The organism is Enterobacter cloacae subsp. cloacae ATCC 13047 (assembly GCF_000025565.1).
In the GTDB taxonomy this organism is placed as follows: domain Bacteria; phylum Pseudomonadota; class Gammaproteobacteria; order Enterobacterales; family Enterobacteriaceae; genus Enterobacter; species Enterobacter cloacae.
Genome location: NC_014121.1, coordinates 2,708,140 through 2,724,445, shown reverse-complemented (window position 1 = coordinate 2,724,445; position 16,306 = coordinate 2,708,140). Strand labels below are relative to the sequence as shown.

Here is a 16,306-nt window from a genome sequence, read left to right as displayed (position 1 = left end):
ATCACTGAAAACGACGACGTGCATTCGCTTCACGCGCCGCCTGGGCCACTTCGACCGGAACTACCCTGCGCCCGACAGGCCACAGAGCGATGGCGGCGATCTTAAAGTTCGCGATCCCCACCGGAATACCAATGATTGTGATGCACTGCGCAATACCGGCAAAAATATGCATTACGCACAGCCACCAGCCGAAGAAAATCAGCCACAGAATGTTCAGCACGGTTCCGCCCGTGTTCATCAGCGCGCTTTTATTCTCCGGGTTCAGTTCGTCAACGTGAACCGCTTCATTCCCGTAAGGGATAAAGGAGAGTTTGGTGATTTCCCAGCAGGAGCGGGTCAGGGGAAGCGTAAAAATCAGGACGATGCTCACCAGGGTGGCAAAAAGCCAGGAAAGGGTGGTGGCAAAACCGCCCAGCACAAAATTCAACACATTCAGAACGGTACGCATAAACCCTCACTTCCTTTCGATAAAATTAACGCCCAATGATTGTAACGTTTTTTTAGGCTGGAGCACCTTAAAACTGGCAGTTAAACTATCAGGCAATTATCTCTTCGTGGATCCGGCTGGATATGGAACTGAAAGCAACTTCAATGGGCAAACGCCTGGCGCAACACCCTTACGACAAGGTTGTCCTCCTCAACGCGGGAGTAAAGGTCTCCGGTGAACGCCACGAATACCTCATTCCGTTCAATCAACTCCTGGCCATCCACTGCAAACGCGGGCTGGTATGGGGCGAACTGGAGTTTGTGCTCCCTGCAGATAAAGTCGTGCGTCTTCACGGTACGGAGTGGGGCGAAACCCAGCGTTTTCATCATCATCTGAACCAGCTCTGGCAGCAGTGGAGTCACGATATGAGCGTGATAGCCGCACAGGTCCTGCAGCAGGTGCTGAGTGATATCGCGCAGAGTAATGCCCAACAAACATGGCTGACCCGTCAGCAGACCGCCGGTCTGCAGCAAAAAATCAGGCAGGCGCTGACGGCGCTGCCGTTACCGGTGACGCGTCTCAATGAGTTTGATAATTGCCGTGACGCCTGGCGACAGTGTCAGGCCTGGCTGAGCGACGCAGACAAGAGCCGGCTGGCGCATAACCAGGCGTGGACTGACGAAATGCTCACCCGCTATGCCGATTTCTTCAGTACGGTGGAGTCGTCGCCGCTGAATCCTGCCCAGGCTCGCGCCGTGGTTAACGGCGAACAATCGCTGCTGGTGCTCGCGGGAGCCGGGAGCGGCAAAACGTCCGTACTGGTCGCGCGGGCGGGGTGGTTGCTGACAACGGGCGAGGCCGTCGCCGATCAGATCCTGCTGCTGGCGTTTGGTCGCAAGGCGGCGCAGGAGATGGACGAACGCATTCAGGAGCGTTTGCACACCCGGGATATTACCGCCCGAACCTTCCATGCCCTTGCCCTGCACATCATTCAGCAGGGCAGCAAAAAAGTCCCTTCCATCAGTAAACTGGAAAACGACACCCAGGCGCGTCAGGCCCTGTTTATTAAGGCGTGGCGGCAGCAGTGCAGCGAGAAAAAAGCGCAGGCGAAAGGGTGGCGACAATGGCTGGAAAACGAGCTCAACTGGGACGTGCCGGAAGGCAGTTTCTGGCAGGATGAAAAGCTGGCGCGACGGCTTGGCTCGCGTCTCGACCGCTGGGTGAGCCTGATGCGCATGCACGGTGGAACGCAGGCTGAGATGATTGAGAGTGCGCCGGAGGACATCCGCGCGCTTTTTTCAAAGCGGGTCAAACTGATGGCGCCGCTGCTGAAAGCCTGGAAAACAGCGCTGAAGGAGGAAAACGCCGTCGACTTCTCAGGCCTGATCCATCAGGCCATCATCATTCTGGAGAAGGGGCGCTTTGTCAGCCCGTGGAAACACATTCTGGTTGATGAGTTCCAGGATATCTCTCCGCAGCGCGCCGCGCTGCTTTCGGCGTTACGGGCGCAAAATAAACATACCTCTCTGTTTGCCGTAGGGGATGACTGGCAGGCCATCTACCGCTTTAGCGGCGCGCAGCTTTCACTGACCACCGCGTTCCATCACTATTTTGGCGAAGGCGATCGCAGCGATCTGGATACTACCTACCGCTTTAACTCCCGAATTGGCGAAATTGCGAACCGCTTTATTCAGCAGAACCCCCATCAGCTGGCCAAGCCGCTTAATAGCCTGAGGGCGGGAGATAAAAAAGCCGTAACCCTGCTGGCGGACGACCAGCTTGAGCCGCTGCTGGACAAACTCAGCGGCTACGCAAAGCCAGATGAACGTATTCTGGTGCTGGCGCGTTATCACCATCTAAAACCTGCGGCGCTGGAGAAGGCGGCGACTCGCTGGCCGAAGCTGCAGCTTGATTTTATGACCATCCACGCAAGCAAAGGCCAGCAGGCCGATTACGTCATTGTGGTCGGGCTGAAAGAGGGGAGCGATGGGTTCCCGGCCCCTGCCCGTGAGTCGGTGATGGAAGAAGCATTACTGCCGGTACCGGAGGATTTCCCGGATGCCGAAGAGCGGCGTTTGCTGTACGTGGCGATCACCCGCGCGCGTCATCGCGTGTGGCTGCTGTTCAACAAAGAGGAGCCGTCAGTATTTGTCGATATTCTGAAGAGTATTGATGTGCCGGTGGCGCGCAAGCCGTAGCGGGATTGCCGGGTGGTGGCTTCGCCTGACCCGGCCGACAAAACTCGTTGGCCCGTGCAAGCGTAGCGCCGCCGGGCATAACGCTACTTCAGTCTCTCGGAAAGATAACGCTGATAATCCGGGATGAGAATTTCAACCGGCGAGTTGAACTGCGGTGATTCAATGATGAAATCCGCCGTCGACAGGTTTGTCGCCACCGGAATATTCCAGACGGTGGCAAGACGCAGCAGCGCTTTCACGTCCGGGTCATGCGGAACCGCATTCAGCGGATCCCAGAAGAAGATCAGAACATCAATTTTCCCCTCAGAAATCTGTGCGCCCACCTGCTGATCGCCACCCATCGGGCCGCTCAGCATGGCGTTCACCTCCAGACCCGTTTCGCGGTGGATAAGGTTACCGGTGGTGCCCGTCGCCGAGAGGGCGTGCTTTTCCAGCAAGGACTGATGGCGACGAACCCAGTTAAGCAGCATTTGTTTACAGTGATCGTGCGCAACCAGCGCAATGTGCTTGCGTGCCGGTAATGTGCGTGTTGTCAGTTCCATAATCATATCCATCAGGTTAACTGGCTACACGATGACGGGAACCGCCTTATGCTGCAAGAGAAAGGCGAAAAAAATGTGGCTTACGACGAAGGTTGTTGCTTCACCCACTGTAAAAAGCGGGCTCGCGTGTCGGGATCGGCCTGCTGAAACCAAAATTTCAGGCGTTGTTCTGTCAGCGTCTGGGATTGAGGGGGGATCACATCCAGCTCTGAGACGCCGGACAGCAGTGTACTGTCGTCAGCCATCATGGTGGCAAACCGGGGCAGCGAGGCGCGCTTACCCGCTTTGTTATAGGCCTGGGTTGCGGCCTCATAATCTGTGCCCGTCGGTGACGACGTCAGCGCCAGAATATCCAGCTTCACCGGGATCGGGGTGGCATCGCCATCCACCAGTTCCACACGCGGCGAGGCGTCAAACGTCGCCGACTCTTTTTCCGTTTCCAGACGCGGCAACGTAAAGTTCACCTGGCTTACCTGCTGGGTGTTAAAGCTCATAATCAGCGGGGGAGAGAGATACGTGCGTTGTTCATGATTAGCAAGGCGGATGGTTTTTTCCACCCGGAACACCACCTGATGAGGGCCGTTATCCAGTTCGATGCTGTCGGCACCGCGTAATAACGAACTGGAGACTTTTTTCCCGTCCAGCACCAGCAGGTCAATGTCGGAAGAAAGCCGAAGCGTGGTTGCAAAAACGCAAACCGGCATCACTAACGCAATCACAGCAGTGGCAAGGCCGGCTTTCATAGGGGCTCCTGTTTAACGTACGCTTACCGCGATAATGTATCTAAATTTGTCGATAATCATGTTTACTAACATATAGACATATTCTGGCCTTTTGCTCTCATACATCTGTATGGGATGGATGGTTGAGATGTGCGCTTTGACATACACTTGTTAAAAAGCCAGGAGGAAAAGCATGAAAGAGAATGATATTGCCGAGATTTTGACGTCCACACGCACCATTGCGCTGGTGGGGGCGAGCGATAAACCGGATCGTCCAAGCTATCGGGTAATGAAGTACCTTCTCGATCAGGGCTACCACGTCATCCCTGTGTCACCAAAAGTGGCCGGTAAGACCTTGCTGGGCCAGCAAGGATACGCCACGCTAAACGACGTACCGGAAAAGGTTGATATGGTGGATGTGTTCCGTAATTCCGAGGCTGCATGGGGCGTGGCGCAGGAGGCCATTGCCATCGGTGCGAAAACGCTGTGGATGCAGTTAGGCGTTATTAACGAACAGGCTGCGGTGCTGGCGCGCGAGGCGGGGCTGAAGGTGGTGATGGACCGCTGTCCGGCGATTGAAATCCCCCGGCTGGGGCTGACAAAGTCATAAAAAAAAGCCCGTTATCGGGCTTTTTTTACACGCTTAGTTCCGCAGGCGCGGAGCCTGTAACTGTTTGCGGATAGTCTGAGCCAGTTCATCCATCGTGGGTTGCTCCGGATGCTCATCCTGCAATTCACTGCTTAGCTGCGCCTCAGCAAGATAAGTATGGACGGGTTGTCCATCATCACCTTCCATCACCACATGGTACCAGGGTGCGGCGCGAAGCTCTGCGTTCACCGCCAGCTCATCCGCCGACGGTTCATCAAGGGAATACTCCGGGTCGATATCCACGACCACACCCAAATACCCGAGCAAAGTGTGGCGGACCTGCTGGCCGATACCGAATTTGCTGGCAATCATAGTCACCTCCCGGGAAACACTACTTACACTCTATGTGCGGGCAATATTTCTCTTTTCAAGTTACATGACGCGACAGGCAAACCCTTTCAGATACAGCCCTTCCGGGTAGGTAGCGATCACCGGGTGATCGGCTGCCTGACGGAACTGCTCTATAAATTGTACATCACGACCAGCATCTATTGCGGCATCGGCGATGATTTTCTGAAATAAATCTGTGGTCATCAGTCCAGAGCAGGAGAAGGTGAGCAGCACGCCGCCTGGGTTCAACAGCTGAATGGCCAGCATGTTGATATCTTTATAGCCGCGGCAGGCACCCATCAGCTGGCTTTTGTTCTCCACAAACTTAGGCGGATCCATCACGATAACGTCAAACTTCTCACCCTGATCGCGATATTTACGCAGCAGTTTGAAGACGTCGTCGCGAATGAATTCGGCTTTGCTCAGATCCAGCTTGTTCAGCTCGACGTTCTGTTTTGCCACATCCAGCGCTTCCTGAGACGTATCCACGCTCACCACCTGCGCGCAGCCGCCCATTAAAGCCGATACCGCAAAGCCGCCGGTGTAAGAGAAGCAGTTGAGCACGCGTTTGTCGGCAACGTACTGACGCGTGGCCAGACGGCTGTCACGCTGGTCGAGGTAATAGCCCGTTTTATGACCACCCTGAATATCCACCAGCAGCTTCATGCCGTGTTCTTCGATAGGCAGCAGGGCAGGCGGCAGTTCGCCGGTCACCGGACCCTGGGTCAGTTCCATTCCCTCTTTTTTACGCACAGCCACATCGCTGCGGTCATAGATGGCGCACTCCGGGAACAGAGACTGCAGGGCGCTTATCAGCGCGGCGCGCTGGTATTCCGCCCCAGCGCTCAGTAACTGCAGGACCAGGAAGTTACCGAAGCGGTCAATGGTCACGCCCGGCAGACCGTCGGACTCTCCGGCAATCAGGCGGTAGCTGTCCAGACCATCGCGTTTGGCCAGCCAGTCGCGCCACTGCTGCGCCTGCTGCAAACGACGCACGAAGAAGTCGATATCGATGGTTTCATCTTTGTCGAAGGTCCAGACGCGCGCGCGGATCTGGGAGGCTGGCGAGTAGGCGCCTCGTGCTAACCATTTCCCCTGATGGTCAACAATATCAATGGTTTCACCGAGGCTGGCTTTACCTTCCATACGGGCAACCGCGCCGGAAAAGACCCAGGGATGACGGCGCAGTAATGACTTCTCGCGCCCTTTGGCCAACACTAAACGTACACTCATAATTTGCTATTCTGTCGATTCAAGAAAATGGCCGCCATTTTCCCGAGTTCGCCGGGGAAATGCAACGCGCCAGACGGATAAGGAGAAGGAAGATGTCAAAAGTCTGCACTATCGCCTGGGTTCACGGCGTCGTTCAGGGCGTGGGCTTTCGCTACAGCACGCAGCGCGAGGCCGTTCAGCTTGGGCTAACGGGATATGCGCGAAACATGGATGATGGCAGCGTTGAGGTGGTCGCCTGTGGCGAGGCAGAGCAGGTTGAAAAACTGCTGGCGTGGCTGAAAGCGGGTGGGCCGCGCAGTGCCCGGGTTGATAAGGTCTTAACCGAACCGCATCAACCCGGCCGGGAATACATGAACTTCGGTATTCGCTACTAAATGCATTTCACCGGTTTAGGCAGGCCGGCAATTTTGGTGGCCTGTTTGGCCGGGCCTTTCGGGAACAGACGATACAGATAGCGGCTGTTGCCTTTCTCTTCACCGAATTTATTGGCCATGGCTTTAACCAGCATCCGGATAGCCGGAGAGGTATTGAATTCGAGATAGAACTCGCGCACAAAGCGCACCACTTCCCAGTGCTCAGGGGAGAGCGCGATCGCCTCTTTTTCTGCAATCACTTCCGCCAGCGCCTCGCTCCACTGGTGGCTGTCTTTCAGATAACCGTCGTTATCGGTTTCGATCTCTTTACCTTCAAAGCTCAACATAGTTATTCACGCATCAGTCAAAAACCGCCGCAGTGTACCAAAAAACAAAGCCCCGCATAAGCGGGGCTCGGTACACAACACTCTGGCTTAATCCCGGCTGGCGAAGCCCAGGATGCTCAGCAGGCTGACGAAGATGTTGTACAGCGACACATACAGGCTCACGGTGGCGCGGATGTAGTTGGTCTCACCGCCGTGAATGATGTTGCTGGTTTCATACAGGATCGCGCCGGATGACAGCAGGATAAACACCGCGCTAATCGCCAGGTGCAGGGCAGGGAGCTGCAGGAAGATGTTAGCCACCATACCAATCAGCACCACCACGATACCTGCCATCAGCATACCGCCGAGGAAAGACATGTCCTTGCGGGTGGTCAGCACGTAGGCGGAGCAGCAGAAGAACACCAGCGCGGTGCCGCCCAGCGCCATACCGATCACATCACCCATGCCGGCAGACAGGTACGCGTTCAGGATTGGCCCCAGGATATAACCCAGGAAGCCGGTAAAGGCGAACGCGGAAAGAATACCGACCGGTTTGTCAGCGGTTTTGTAGGTCAGGAACATCAGACCGTACATCCCCACCAGCGTCAGGATCAGCCCCGGAGACGGCAGCATCAGCACGGTGCTGGCGGTGGCGGTGATCGCCGAAAACGCCAGCGTCAGGCTGAGCATAAAGTACGTATTGCGCAGCACCTTGTGGGTGCTGAGTAGCGATGTGCGGTCGCGTGAGGAAGTAATTATACGATCCATGAGTCACTCTCTTATGACAGATGTAATTAACGGAAAGAATAGGAAACGGCGCGCCAGTCTCAAAGTGGTTTTACCCATCTTTACTCAGCAGGTTAGCGCCGGAGCTGGTTATTTATTCTGCAGAAAGACGTTTCATCAGTATGAACAGCGGTTTGGCACAATTAATCAGATCAAGCTCTTATAGGTTACTGAAAAATATTGCCTTATTACCATAAGGCCGCTAAGAGTTATTTCCGGATCGTCACAATACAGACAATAAGGCGAAGGAAATGAAACCACAAACACGCACTCACTTTACACTCTCTTTACTGGCGGCCGGGATCCTGTGTGCCAGCACGGCAACCTGGGCGGCTAACGTGCCGGCAGGAACGCAGTTGGCCGATAAGCAGGAACTGGTCAGGAATAACGGAAGTGAACCCGCTTCGCTCGACCCGCATAAAGTCGAAAGCGATGTCGAATTCAATATTATCAGCGATTTATTCGACGGGCTGGTCAGTGTCTCCCCGGCGGGTGAAATCCAGCCACGGCTGGCGGAAAAATGGGAGAACAAGGACAACACCGTCTGGACGTTCCATCTGCGTCCGGGCATCACCTGGAGCGACGGTACCGCCATCACCGCGGAAGATATCGTCTGGAGCTGGCAGCGACTGGTTGACCCAAAAACCGCCTCACCGTATGCCAGCTATCCCGGTAGCATGCTTATCGTCAACGGCACTGAAATTGCCGAAGGTAAAAAAGCGCCCGATACGCTGGGCGTGAAAGCCATCAATGACACCACGCTGGAGGTCACGCTTTCGCAGCCGAATGCTGCTTTCCTGGCGATGCTGGCACACCCGTCTCTGGTGCCAATAGATAAAGTCCTGGTGGGGCGTTTCGGCGATAAGTGGACCAAGCCCGAGCACATCGTCAGCAGCGGTGCCTATAAGCTGTCCTCATGGGTAGTTAACGAACGCATTGTGGCGGAGCGTAACCCGCGCTACTGGGATAATGCCCATACTGTGATCAATAAGGTGACATATCTGCCTATCACCTCCGAGGCGGCTGATGTGAACCGCTATAAAGCGGGAGAAATCGATATTGTCTACACGGTGCCAGTCAACCAGTTTGCCCAGCTTAAGAAAACGCTGGGCAGCCAGCTGGATGTCTCTCCGCAGCTTGCCACCTACTATTACGAATTCAACACCGCCCGTCCGCCGTTCAACGATGCGCGCGTGCGTAAGGCGCTCAATATGGCGCTCGATAAAGACATCATCGCAGATAAAGTGATGGGGCAGGGACAGCGTCCGGCGTGGCTTATCAGCCAGCCGGACATTGGTGGCGTTAAGTTACAGAACCCGGATTACGCCAGCTGGCCGCGGGAAAAGCGTATTGCCGAGGCGAAAAAACTGCTCGAAGAGGCCGGGTATAACGCCAGCCATCCACTGAGTTTTAATCTGCTGTATAACACCTCTGAAACGCACCAGCGTATCGCGATTGCTGCCAGCTCAATGTGGAAGAAAAATCTCGGCGTCGAGGCGAAGCTGCAGAACCAGGAGTGGAAAACCATGCTCGATACCATGCACACCCATAACTTTGACGCGGTGCGCTACGCCTGGATTGCCGATTACGATGACGCCTCCACATTCCTGAATAACTTCCGTACCGGGGATAGCCAAAACACCACGCAGTACAGCAATCCTGAGTACGATCAAGCGCTGGTGAATGCGGCGAAGTCGAAAACGGCACAAGAGCGCGGTAAGTTTTATCAACAGGCAGAGGATTTGCTGGGGCGTGATGTGCCGGCGATCCCTGTCTATCACTACGTTCGTACGCACCTGGTGAAGCCGTGGGTGGGGGGATTCACGCCGGATAAGCTCGGGTACTACTACACGAAAGATATGTACATCAAAAAACACTAAGGCAATCGCTGGATATTATGCTGGCAAAATGGCCAATATGTTGTCTATTCAACCGATTAAACGTAATTTGGCTATTTTTAAAGCGAACGAATGCGCGTGCTCTTTACAGCCTGCGGTGAGGTGTTTATAGTTCGCCTCACTTAGGAAGCGTGGCCGAGCGGTTGAAGGCACCGGTCTTGAAAACCGGCGACCCGAAAGGGTTCTAGAGTTCGAATCTCTACGCTTCCGCCAAATTCGAAAACCCTGCGATAGCAATATCGCAGGGTTTTTTGCTTTGGCTCTACACCTCCGCCATGCCGCCCATGTTGTAGCCGATCGTCATCCCGGCGTCTGCCCTGTAGACGTTCGCTTTGACGCACCAGGTTTGCTCGATATTTTCAGGGGTGAGCACTTCCGCAGGCGCGCCCGTGGCCGCGATACGCCCGGCCTTCAGCAGGATCAGCCGCTGGCAGTAGTTGGCCGCCAGATTGAGATCGTGCAGCGCCACCACTACCGTAAGAGGCAGTTGCGATATAAGTCGCATCAGCTCCAGCTGGTGCTGAATGTCCAGGTGGTTTGTCGGCTCATCAAGCAGCAACACCCGGGGCTGCTGTGCCAGCGCTCGCGCTATCTGTGTTCGCTGACGCTCCCCGCCAGACAGTTGCTGCCACCGCCGCTGGCGTAATCCGCATAGCCGCATGAGCCTAATCGCCTCTTCCACCGCCATATCATCATCGCGAGTGCTTCTCTGAAACGCCTTCCGGTAAGGCGTACGTCCCAGCCGCACGATTTCCTCGACGGTCAGTTCTCCCTCAACGTCGGCATGTTGCGGGACGAAAGCTAACTGCCGCGCGCGCGTTTTTAACGGCATCACGCTAAGCGACGTGCCATTAAGCGCGACGCGTTCACTGTGGTGTGGAAACAGCCCGGCAAGACAGCGTAACAGCGTTGATTTGCCCGAGCCGTTTGGCCCTAACAGGCCGACAATCTGCCCGGATGACAGGTCGAGATCGATATCCTCAAGCACTGTCTGTGCTTGTCGGGTCACACTTAACCCGGAGACGGAAATATTCATGGATGCTCCTTCCGGTTTTGATAAAGCAGCGCCACAAAGACAGGTGCGCCCACCAGCGCCGTCACCACGCCGATGGGAAGCACCTGGTGCACAATCAGCGTGCGTGACACGACATCGGCCAGGATCATAAAGTGCGCGCCGATAAGAAACGTCAGCGGGATCGTGCGGCGATGGCCCGGACCGCTGAGCATGCGCGTCACATGGGGAATGACCAGACCCACAAATCCCACTGCGCCTATGGCACTAACCAGGGTTGCGGTGACGAACGCGCAGGTCAGCAACAGGATAATTCGTACAGCGGTCACCGGAATCCCGAGGGTGGTAGAGACCTCGTCTCCAAAGGTAAAGGTGTCCAGCGCCCGCGAAAAGAGGCATACCATCAGCAGGCCCGTCAACGTAACGGCCAGCGCCAGCAGCGCGTCTGGCCAGCGCACACCGCTCAGGCTGCCCATTAACCAGAACATAACGCTACGCGACTGCTCGGCATTGGCGGAGGTGCTGACGATATACGCAGTCATGGCGTTGAAGAGCTGTGTGCCCGCAATGCCTGCCAGCAAAATGCGTGACGGGCTTGCGCTCATGCCGTTTGTAATCAACATGATGAGCGCAAAAACGGCGCAGGCGCCAACAAACGCACCGCTGCTCACGCCAATCACGCTCCCCCCGATACCGAGCAGCATCACGCAGACGGCCCCCAGCGAAGCGCCTGCGGAGATGCCCAGCAGATAGGGCTCCGCCAGGGGGTTACGCAGTATTGACTGGAGCACCAGCCCGCACAGCGCCAGGCCGCCGCCGCTGCATGCTGCCATTAATGCGCGGCTCATGCGGTACTGCCAGACGATGCCTTCCTCGGGTTGCGGCAGAACGTATGCAGTCAGCCCAAGACCATTGAGGATCGCTTTTCCGGTAACGGCATACGATACCGGCATATCGCCGATACTTGCGGCAAAGACCAGCATCAGCGGCAATGCCACGGCGCCTGACGCCATTAACCCCTGCTGGCGGCGGGGAGAAGATACATGACTCATTATTCGCCCTGGAATGAAGCCAGCCGATCGCTGATAAGCTCAACCGCGTCGACGTTACGCAAAGAAGGGTTTAACGACATTGCGGGCACCACAATAATCTGATTATTCCTGACCGCCGGAATGTTTCTTGTCACCGGATCGCGTCGTAAAAAGGCCTCTTTTATCGCGGCGTCATCGGCAGGGTAGAGCCTGCGTGACATCTGAGCGATGACGATAACGTCTGGCTGCATTTGGGCAATATGTTCCCAGGTGACAGCGGGCCATTCATCATGCGAGTCAATAACGTTCTTTAACCCCAGCGTGCGGCTTATCCAGCCAGGCGCGCCGTAATTCCCTGCCACCCAGGGATCGCCATTCAGGCGGCTGCTTGAAAACCAAAAGACAACCTTCAGGGGTTTTGCTGAGATGCGCGCCTGCGCTTTCTGAATCCGTTCTGTCAGCTCACGATTGAGCTGCTCGCCACGCGCGGGAACATCAAAGATGGCGGCCAGGTCTGTGACTTCGTGTTTTATTTCTGCCAGTGAAAACGGCGTGCTCCGTGCTCCGTCAGCGTTTGAGGTTGCCGTCACCGTTTTGTCCGTGCAGTCGGCAGGGGAGATCCACGTCTTAATCCCCAGTGATGCAAACTGCTCGCGTGTTCCCACCTCGCCTTGCGGGCCAATATGCCAGTGATACTGAGCGAGGACGAGTTCCGGTTTTTGTCCCACCACGGCTTCAAAAGAGGGGGAGTTATCCGCAAGCCGGGGGAGTTTTTTTCCGGCATCAGCCAGCGAATCCGGGAGTTTGCCGAACCAGACTGAGGTTGCGGCGACAGATTTTTCCAGCCCCAGCGCGAGCAGCAATTCCGTTTCATGCTGACCCACGGTAACGACGCGCTGTGGCGCTTGCGTAAAGGTCTGCCTGACGCCGCAATTTTCAATCGTCAGCGGGTAAGTTGTTGCTGCAAACGTGGCTGGTGCCATGGCCAGCAGTACTATCAGTAATAACCCTTTTTTCAGAAGCATAAAAATCAATCCCAAATTGTTATGTTATAACATAATACATATATTGTGATTGAGCGCAACACGCTGCCTGCCGGACATTTGCCGGTGCCTGTAATGAGAGGGAAACTTCACATCCAGATTAACGTCGCCGAAGTGAGTCATGACGCCAGAGGGCGGGGTGATGGTGAGCAAGTGTAACTTTATGCAATTTCACGCTTTACATCATGCTCAGAGATGTTTATAGTGCGCCTCACTTTGGAAGCGTGGCCGAGCGGTTGAAGGCACCGGTCTTGAAAACCGGCGACCCGAAAGGGTTCTAGAGTTCGAATCTCTACGCTTCCGCCAAATTCGAAAACCCTGCGATAGCACTATCGCAGGGTTTTTTCGTTTTACAGCCCAATCACCAGCTCAGCGGAATGACTTCTTGAGCAACACAGCGCCACATGCGGGTTCGGGGCGTTTTTCTCTGCCTCTGACTGTACGCTGTCCCGGTGATCCACCACGCCGTCAATCACCGGTGTCAGACACGCACCGCAGATCCCCATCTCGCAGGAGAGCGGTACGGCCACACCGTTTTCCTGCAGCACCTGAGCAATGGTTTTATCTGCGGGCACAGGCCAGCGCTCTCCGGTGGAGGCCAGTTTAATCGTGAAGATCTCGCCGCTTTCAGCGCCGGTATCAGGCGCAGCGGGTTGAAACGCCTCGCTGTGGATCGTGGCGCCATCCCAGCCTTTCGCCGTCGCCACCTCACGTACCATTTCCATAAACCCGGCCGGGCCACAGACCCAGGCGTGAAGACCCGCCGCGGCCATCGGGATATGCTCTGCCAGCAACGTGCGTGGGCTGGTGGTATGGATAACGCATTCGCCGTGCTTCAACTGCGCCAGCTCGCAGGCGAAAGCCGCGCTTTCAGCGTGTTTGACATAATAGTGCAGAGTGAACGGGGTTCCGGCTGCTTCCAGCTGCAGGGCCATGGCATACAGTGGCGTAATCCCGATCCCCGCAGCCAGCAGCAACACCCGTTCGGCCTCCTGCAGGGCAAACAGATTGCGCGGCGCGGAGATCAGCAGCGTCTGACCGGGACGCAGCGTCTCATGAATATAGCGCGACCCGCCGCGCGAGGCGGTTTCCCGGCCCACGCAGATCAGATAGCCTTCACTCCCGCATGGGCCGGTCAGAGAATACTGACGAATTACCCCGCAGGGCAGATGCACGTCGATATGCGCACCGGGCTGCCACTCTGGCAGCGCTTCACCGTTTTCCGCCACCAGCCTGACGGCGAGGCTTTTGTTCCCCTGACGCCACAGCCCGTCGACGATAACGCTTAAAATATCACTCATGACAGCCCTCCATCAGACCAGGAAAAACGCGCCAAAACCCATCTTTTTCAGCCCCCGGCGATAGGCAATCGAGCTTTTATCCGCGGGAATATGGGCTTCAAGGGTCAGATCCAACGGCAAACTTTCCGGGCGCTGGGTCTCGACCATCAGGCGGTCTTCCTCAAAAATCCGCAGGTTAAAGGCATGCACCTCTTCCACCGGGATATGCAGATCAAAGTTGCGCGCAATCGGGGCAAACATGCGGGTGACGCGTGACGAGACCGGCGACGCGGCGTTCATGATCACCAGCCGGGATTCGCCCGGAAAATGGATCGTCAGGGTGGCGGTAAACGGCAAATGCATTTCAAAATGGCGCAGCCACTGGAAGCCTTCCGGCGCCTGCACGTCAGCGCTGGCGGGATAATTGCTCACCGAACTCCAGTAGTCCGCTACAAAGCCAAACGGTGTTTCCTGTGGCTGATAGGTCGGGACGAGCTGGTTATCCGGGTCCGCAAAGGTGCTGGTGTGGATCCACGCAAAATGCGCCACATCCAAAAATCCTTCCACCTGACGGCCAGCGAAGCCATTCACCTCAAACGCCGGACAGTTGATCTGCTGAAAGCCATCGTCATCCCAGTGTGGCATGGTGGGCAGCGGCATCGGGTTGTCCGGGTCAAACGCCAGACACGTCCAGATCAAGCCAAAGCGCTCCTCCACGGCGTAGTTAATCAGGTTGAGTTTCGCCGGTACTGGCTGGTCGGGGCTGGAGGGAATACGGTTGCAGCGGCCATCTTCCCCGAAGCGCAGGCCATGGTAGGGGCAGATAATCCCGTGCTCATCATGAAAGCCCAGCGTCAGCGGCACGCCGCGATGCGGACAAACGTCGCGGGCGACCACGACCTGGCCTTTCACGCGGTAGATAACCAGCGCTTCGTCCAGCAGGGTCGCCTTAACCGGCGCCGCGCCAATGTCGCAAGCGCGCGCAACCGGATGCCAGCACTTTGCCAGACGCAGCCAGTCCTCTGGCTCAAACGTGCAATGGGCGGGTGGTACAGGTGCTTTATTCATGTGTATTCCTCTTACGTTCAGCCTAATGGTCCGCCCTGAATGGTGTCGCACAGACCGTTGATAATGCGCTCCCCGGTCTCCTCTCTCAGCTCCTGATACCAGGCTCTGGTTAACGCCATATCTTTACCGTGCGTGACGTCACAGCGCTTGCGAGCCTTCAGCACCAGGTCGCGTACCCGGTCACAGCGCAGGGCTTCGTACTGCCGCAGCGCCAGCGTAATGTTGTGGTTTTCGCGCAGACAATCACCCAGCACAACCGCATCCTCCAGCGCCGCGCAGCCGCCCTGGCCGATATCCGGCGTGGTGCTGTGCGCCGCATCGCCGAGCAGCGCCACGTGGCCGCGTACCAGGCTGTCGAAGGGCTCAATGTCGTGGATTTCTATGCGGTTGGTGGTATCCGGATCCAGCGCGGCGATCAGCTTCTGCACCGGCGGTGCCCAGCCGCGGAAGTAACCCGTGAGATCGGCTCTGAGGGTGGTGCGATCTTCCGCCAGACCGAGGGGAAGCGGGACATCAAAAAAGAAATAGAAGCGGCCACCGGAGACGGGCATCAGCGACACACGCTTGCCTTCTCCCACGAACGTGGTCCACTGGTGGGCGGGGGCAATCTCTTCATCAATCTTCACCAGTCCGTTCCAGTTAACGTAACCGGCGTAGCGGCGATCGGGGGTATACCCCAGCACGTACGGGCGCACCGCCGAATGGCTGCCGTCGGCGGCAATCAGAAAATCGCCCGTCGCCGTGCTGCCGTCGGTAAATGTTACGCTGACGCCAGCATTATCTTCCCGGACGTGTTCGACGCGCTTGCCGAACTGCACCCGCTCGCGACCCCAGAAGTCCAGCATCTCGCGCTGCAGTTCAGCGCGCGAGACGGGGCAGGGGCGTCCTCCGGTGCGCTCCACCAGCGGGGCCAGGCTAAAGCGGGTCAACGTGTCGCCGCGCCGGTGATCCTTGTAGGCCATAAAGCGCATTGGCCCGCCGTATGTCTCAATAATGTCGCCCATGCCGAGGTGCTGCATGCATTTCACCCCGTTGGGCCAGATGGAGATGGCCGCGCCAACGGGTTTGATCTCTTTTACTGCTTCAAACACGGTACAGTCGATGCCCGCCTTTTCCAGCGCGACAGCGGCGCTCAGGCCACCAATGCCCGCACCAATGACGATTGCTTTCATGCTTCTCTCCTTTTGCCGGGTGTCATTAACATCAGCAATTTGCGTACCAGGCTGCAGAGTGCGGTAAAGGGCGTTGTGGGAGGGATGTTTGCACTGCTAAGGTGCGTTATCGCGGTGGGAATGCCTTTTTATGAATCAATAATTTCCGGTTTAGGGTTAAGGAATCAACTGTTTCAGGTCTCAGGCAAGAGTGGCGTGTTTTGTGCAATGTTCAGGGACGATGATGTTACGGGAGG

Annotated in this window: 17 protein-coding genes and 2 tRNA genes; 6 read left to right on the top strand and 13 right to left on the bottom strand. The window is 56.4% G+C overall.

What is annotated here, in order from left to right; translation table 11 throughout:
• Window position 1 precedes the first annotated feature (1 nt).
• Window positions 2–448 carry a YccF domain-containing protein gene (locus ECL_RS13180; protein WP_013097253.1) on the bottom strand — a complete coding sequence of 149 codons (447 nt, stop codon included), beginning with the start codon at window positions 446–448 and terminating at the stop codon, window positions 2–4.
• 122 nt (window positions 449–570) lie between these two features.
• On the opposite strand from ECL_RS13180, the gene helD reads away from it, so the two are divergent.
• Complete coding sequence (helD, locus tag ECL_RS13175; protein ID WP_044158573.1) at window positions 571–2,625, top strand: DNA helicase IV; 2,055 nt, start codon at window positions 571–573, stop codon at window positions 2,623–2,625.
• A gap of 83 nt (window positions 2,626–2,708) precedes the next feature.
• Here the strand turns inward: helD and mgsA are convergent, their stop codons facing one another.
• Window positions 2,709–3,167 carry a methylglyoxal synthase gene (gene mgsA, locus ECL_RS13170; RefSeq protein WP_013097251.1) on the bottom strand — a complete coding sequence of 153 codons (459 nt, stop codon included), beginning with the start codon at window positions 3,165–3,167 and terminating at the stop codon, window positions 2,709–2,711.
• A gap of 80 nt (window positions 3,168–3,247) precedes the next feature.
• The gene (gene csgI / locus ECL_RS13165) at window positions 3,248–3,910 is read right to left on the bottom strand and encodes a curli synthesis inhibitor (protein WP_013097250.1); all 663 of its coding nucleotides are present in this window, start codon (window positions 3,908–3,910) and stop codon (window positions 3,248–3,250) included.
• 172 nt (window positions 3,911–4,082) lie between these two features.
• Here csgI and ECL_RS13160 point away from each other — a divergent pair, with 172 nt between their 5' ends.
• Window positions 4,083–4,499 (top strand): CoA-binding protein, encoded by a 417-nt coding sequence (locus ECL_RS13160; protein WP_013097249.1) that lies wholly within the window; start codon window positions 4,083–4,085, stop codon window positions 4,497–4,499.
• A gap of 33 nt (window positions 4,500–4,532) precedes the next feature.
• On the opposite strand, the gene hspQ is transcribed toward ECL_RS13160, so the two are convergent.
• Complete coding sequence (gene hspQ / locus ECL_RS13155; RefSeq protein WP_013097248.1) at window positions 4,533–4,850, bottom strand: heat shock protein HspQ; 318 nt, start codon at window positions 4,848–4,850, stop codon at window positions 4,533–4,535.
• A 60-nt stretch (window positions 4,851–4,910) separates the two neighbouring features.
• Window positions 4,911–6,101, bottom strand: coding sequence for a 23S rRNA (cytosine(1962)-C(5))-methyltransferase RlmI (gene rlmI / locus ECL_RS13150; protein WP_013097247.1), 1,191 nt, complete (start codon window positions 6,099–6,101; stop codon window positions 4,911–4,913).
• A 92-nt stretch (window positions 6,102–6,193) separates the two neighbouring features.
• Here rlmI and yccX point away from each other — a divergent pair, with 92 nt between their 5' ends.
• Window positions 6,194–6,475 carry an acylphosphatase gene (gene yccX, locus ECL_RS13145; protein ID WP_013097246.1) on the top strand — a complete coding sequence of 94 codons (282 nt, stop codon included), beginning with the start codon at window positions 6,194–6,196 and terminating at the stop codon, window positions 6,473–6,475.
• Here the strand turns inward: yccX and tusE are convergent.
• Complete coding sequence (gene tusE / locus ECL_RS13140) at window positions 6,472–6,801, bottom strand: sulfurtransferase TusE (RefSeq protein WP_013097245.1); 330 nt, start codon at window positions 6,799–6,801, stop codon at window positions 6,472–6,474. The two genes, yccX and tusE, sit on opposite strands and share 4 nt — an antisense overlap.
• Before the next feature lie 87 nt (window positions 6,802–6,888).
• Window positions 6,889–7,548: an FtsH protease modulator YccA gene (gene yccA / locus ECL_RS13135; RefSeq protein WP_013097244.1), complete on the bottom strand. Its 660-nt coding sequence runs from the start codon at window positions 7,546–7,548 to the stop codon at window positions 6,889–6,891.
• A gap of 269 nt (window positions 7,549–7,817) precedes the next feature.
• Between yccA and ECL_RS13130 the strand changes: the two genes are divergently transcribed.
• Together ECL_RS13130 and ECL_RS13125 are read left to right on the top strand one after the other, a co-directional pair.
• Window positions 7,818–9,446, top strand: a complete 1,629-nt coding sequence (locus ECL_RS13130; RefSeq protein ID WP_013097243.1) for an ABC transporter substrate-binding protein — start codon at window positions 7,818–7,820, stop codon at window positions 9,444–9,446.
• 143 nt (window positions 9,447–9,589) lie between these two features.
• Window positions 9,590–9,677 (top strand) — tRNA-Ser (locus tag ECL_RS13125).
• 49 nt (window positions 9,678–9,726) lie between these two features.
• Here ECL_RS13125 and ECL_RS13120 read toward each other — a convergent pair.
• From ECL_RS13120 to ECL_RS13110, 3 genes are read right to left on the bottom strand one after another with little or no spacing between them, the layout of a single operon-like run.
• A complete protein-coding gene (locus tag ECL_RS13120) occupies window positions 9,727–10,500 on the bottom strand; it encodes an ABC transporter ATP-binding protein (protein ID WP_013097242.1) in 774 nt (257 codons plus the stop codon).
• The gene (locus ECL_RS13115; RefSeq protein ID WP_044158598.1) at window positions 10,497–11,528 is read right to left on the bottom strand and encodes a FecCD family ABC transporter permease; all 1,032 of its coding nucleotides are present in this window, start codon (window positions 11,526–11,528) and stop codon (window positions 10,497–10,499) included. Before ECL_RS13115 ends, ECL_RS13120 begins: the two co-directional genes overlap by 4 nt.
• Window positions 11,528–12,532 carry an ABC transporter substrate-binding protein gene (locus ECL_RS13110; protein ID WP_013097240.1) on the bottom strand — a complete coding sequence of 335 codons (1,005 nt, stop codon included), beginning with the start codon at window positions 12,530–12,532 and terminating at the stop codon, window positions 11,528–11,530. The genes ECL_RS13115 and ECL_RS13110 overlap by 1 nt, the downstream gene beginning before the upstream one ends.
• Window positions 12,533–12,768: 236 nt before the next feature.
• Between ECL_RS13110 and ECL_RS13105 the strand changes: the two genes are divergently transcribed.
• A tRNA-Ser gene (locus ECL_RS13105) sits at window positions 12,769–12,856 on the top strand.
• Window positions 12,857–12,900: 44 nt separating this feature from the next.
• Here the strand turns inward: ECL_RS13105 and ECL_RS13100 are convergent.
• Genes ECL_RS13100 through hpxO form a run of 3 tightly spaced genes read right to left on the bottom strand, consistent with a single transcriptional unit; the run spans window position 12,901 to window position 16,070 of the window.
• A complete protein-coding gene (locus ECL_RS13100) occupies window positions 12,901–13,851 on the bottom strand; it encodes a PDR/VanB family oxidoreductase (RefSeq protein WP_013097238.1) in 951 nt (316 codons plus the stop codon).
• 12 nt (window positions 13,852–13,863) lie between these two features.
• A complete protein-coding gene (gene hpxD / locus ECL_RS13095; protein WP_013097237.1) occupies window positions 13,864–14,898 on the bottom strand; it encodes a molybdenum cofactor-independent xanthine hydroxylase subunit HpxD in 1,035 nt (344 codons plus the stop codon).
• A 17-nt stretch (window positions 14,899–14,915) separates the two neighbouring features.
• On the bottom strand, window positions 14,916–16,070 hold the full coding sequence (gene hpxO, locus ECL_RS13090) for an FAD-dependent urate hydroxylase HpxO (RefSeq protein ID WP_013097236.1): 1,155 nt from the start codon (window positions 16,068–16,070) through the stop codon (window positions 14,916–14,918).
• Window positions 16,071–16,306 lie beyond the last annotated feature (236 nt).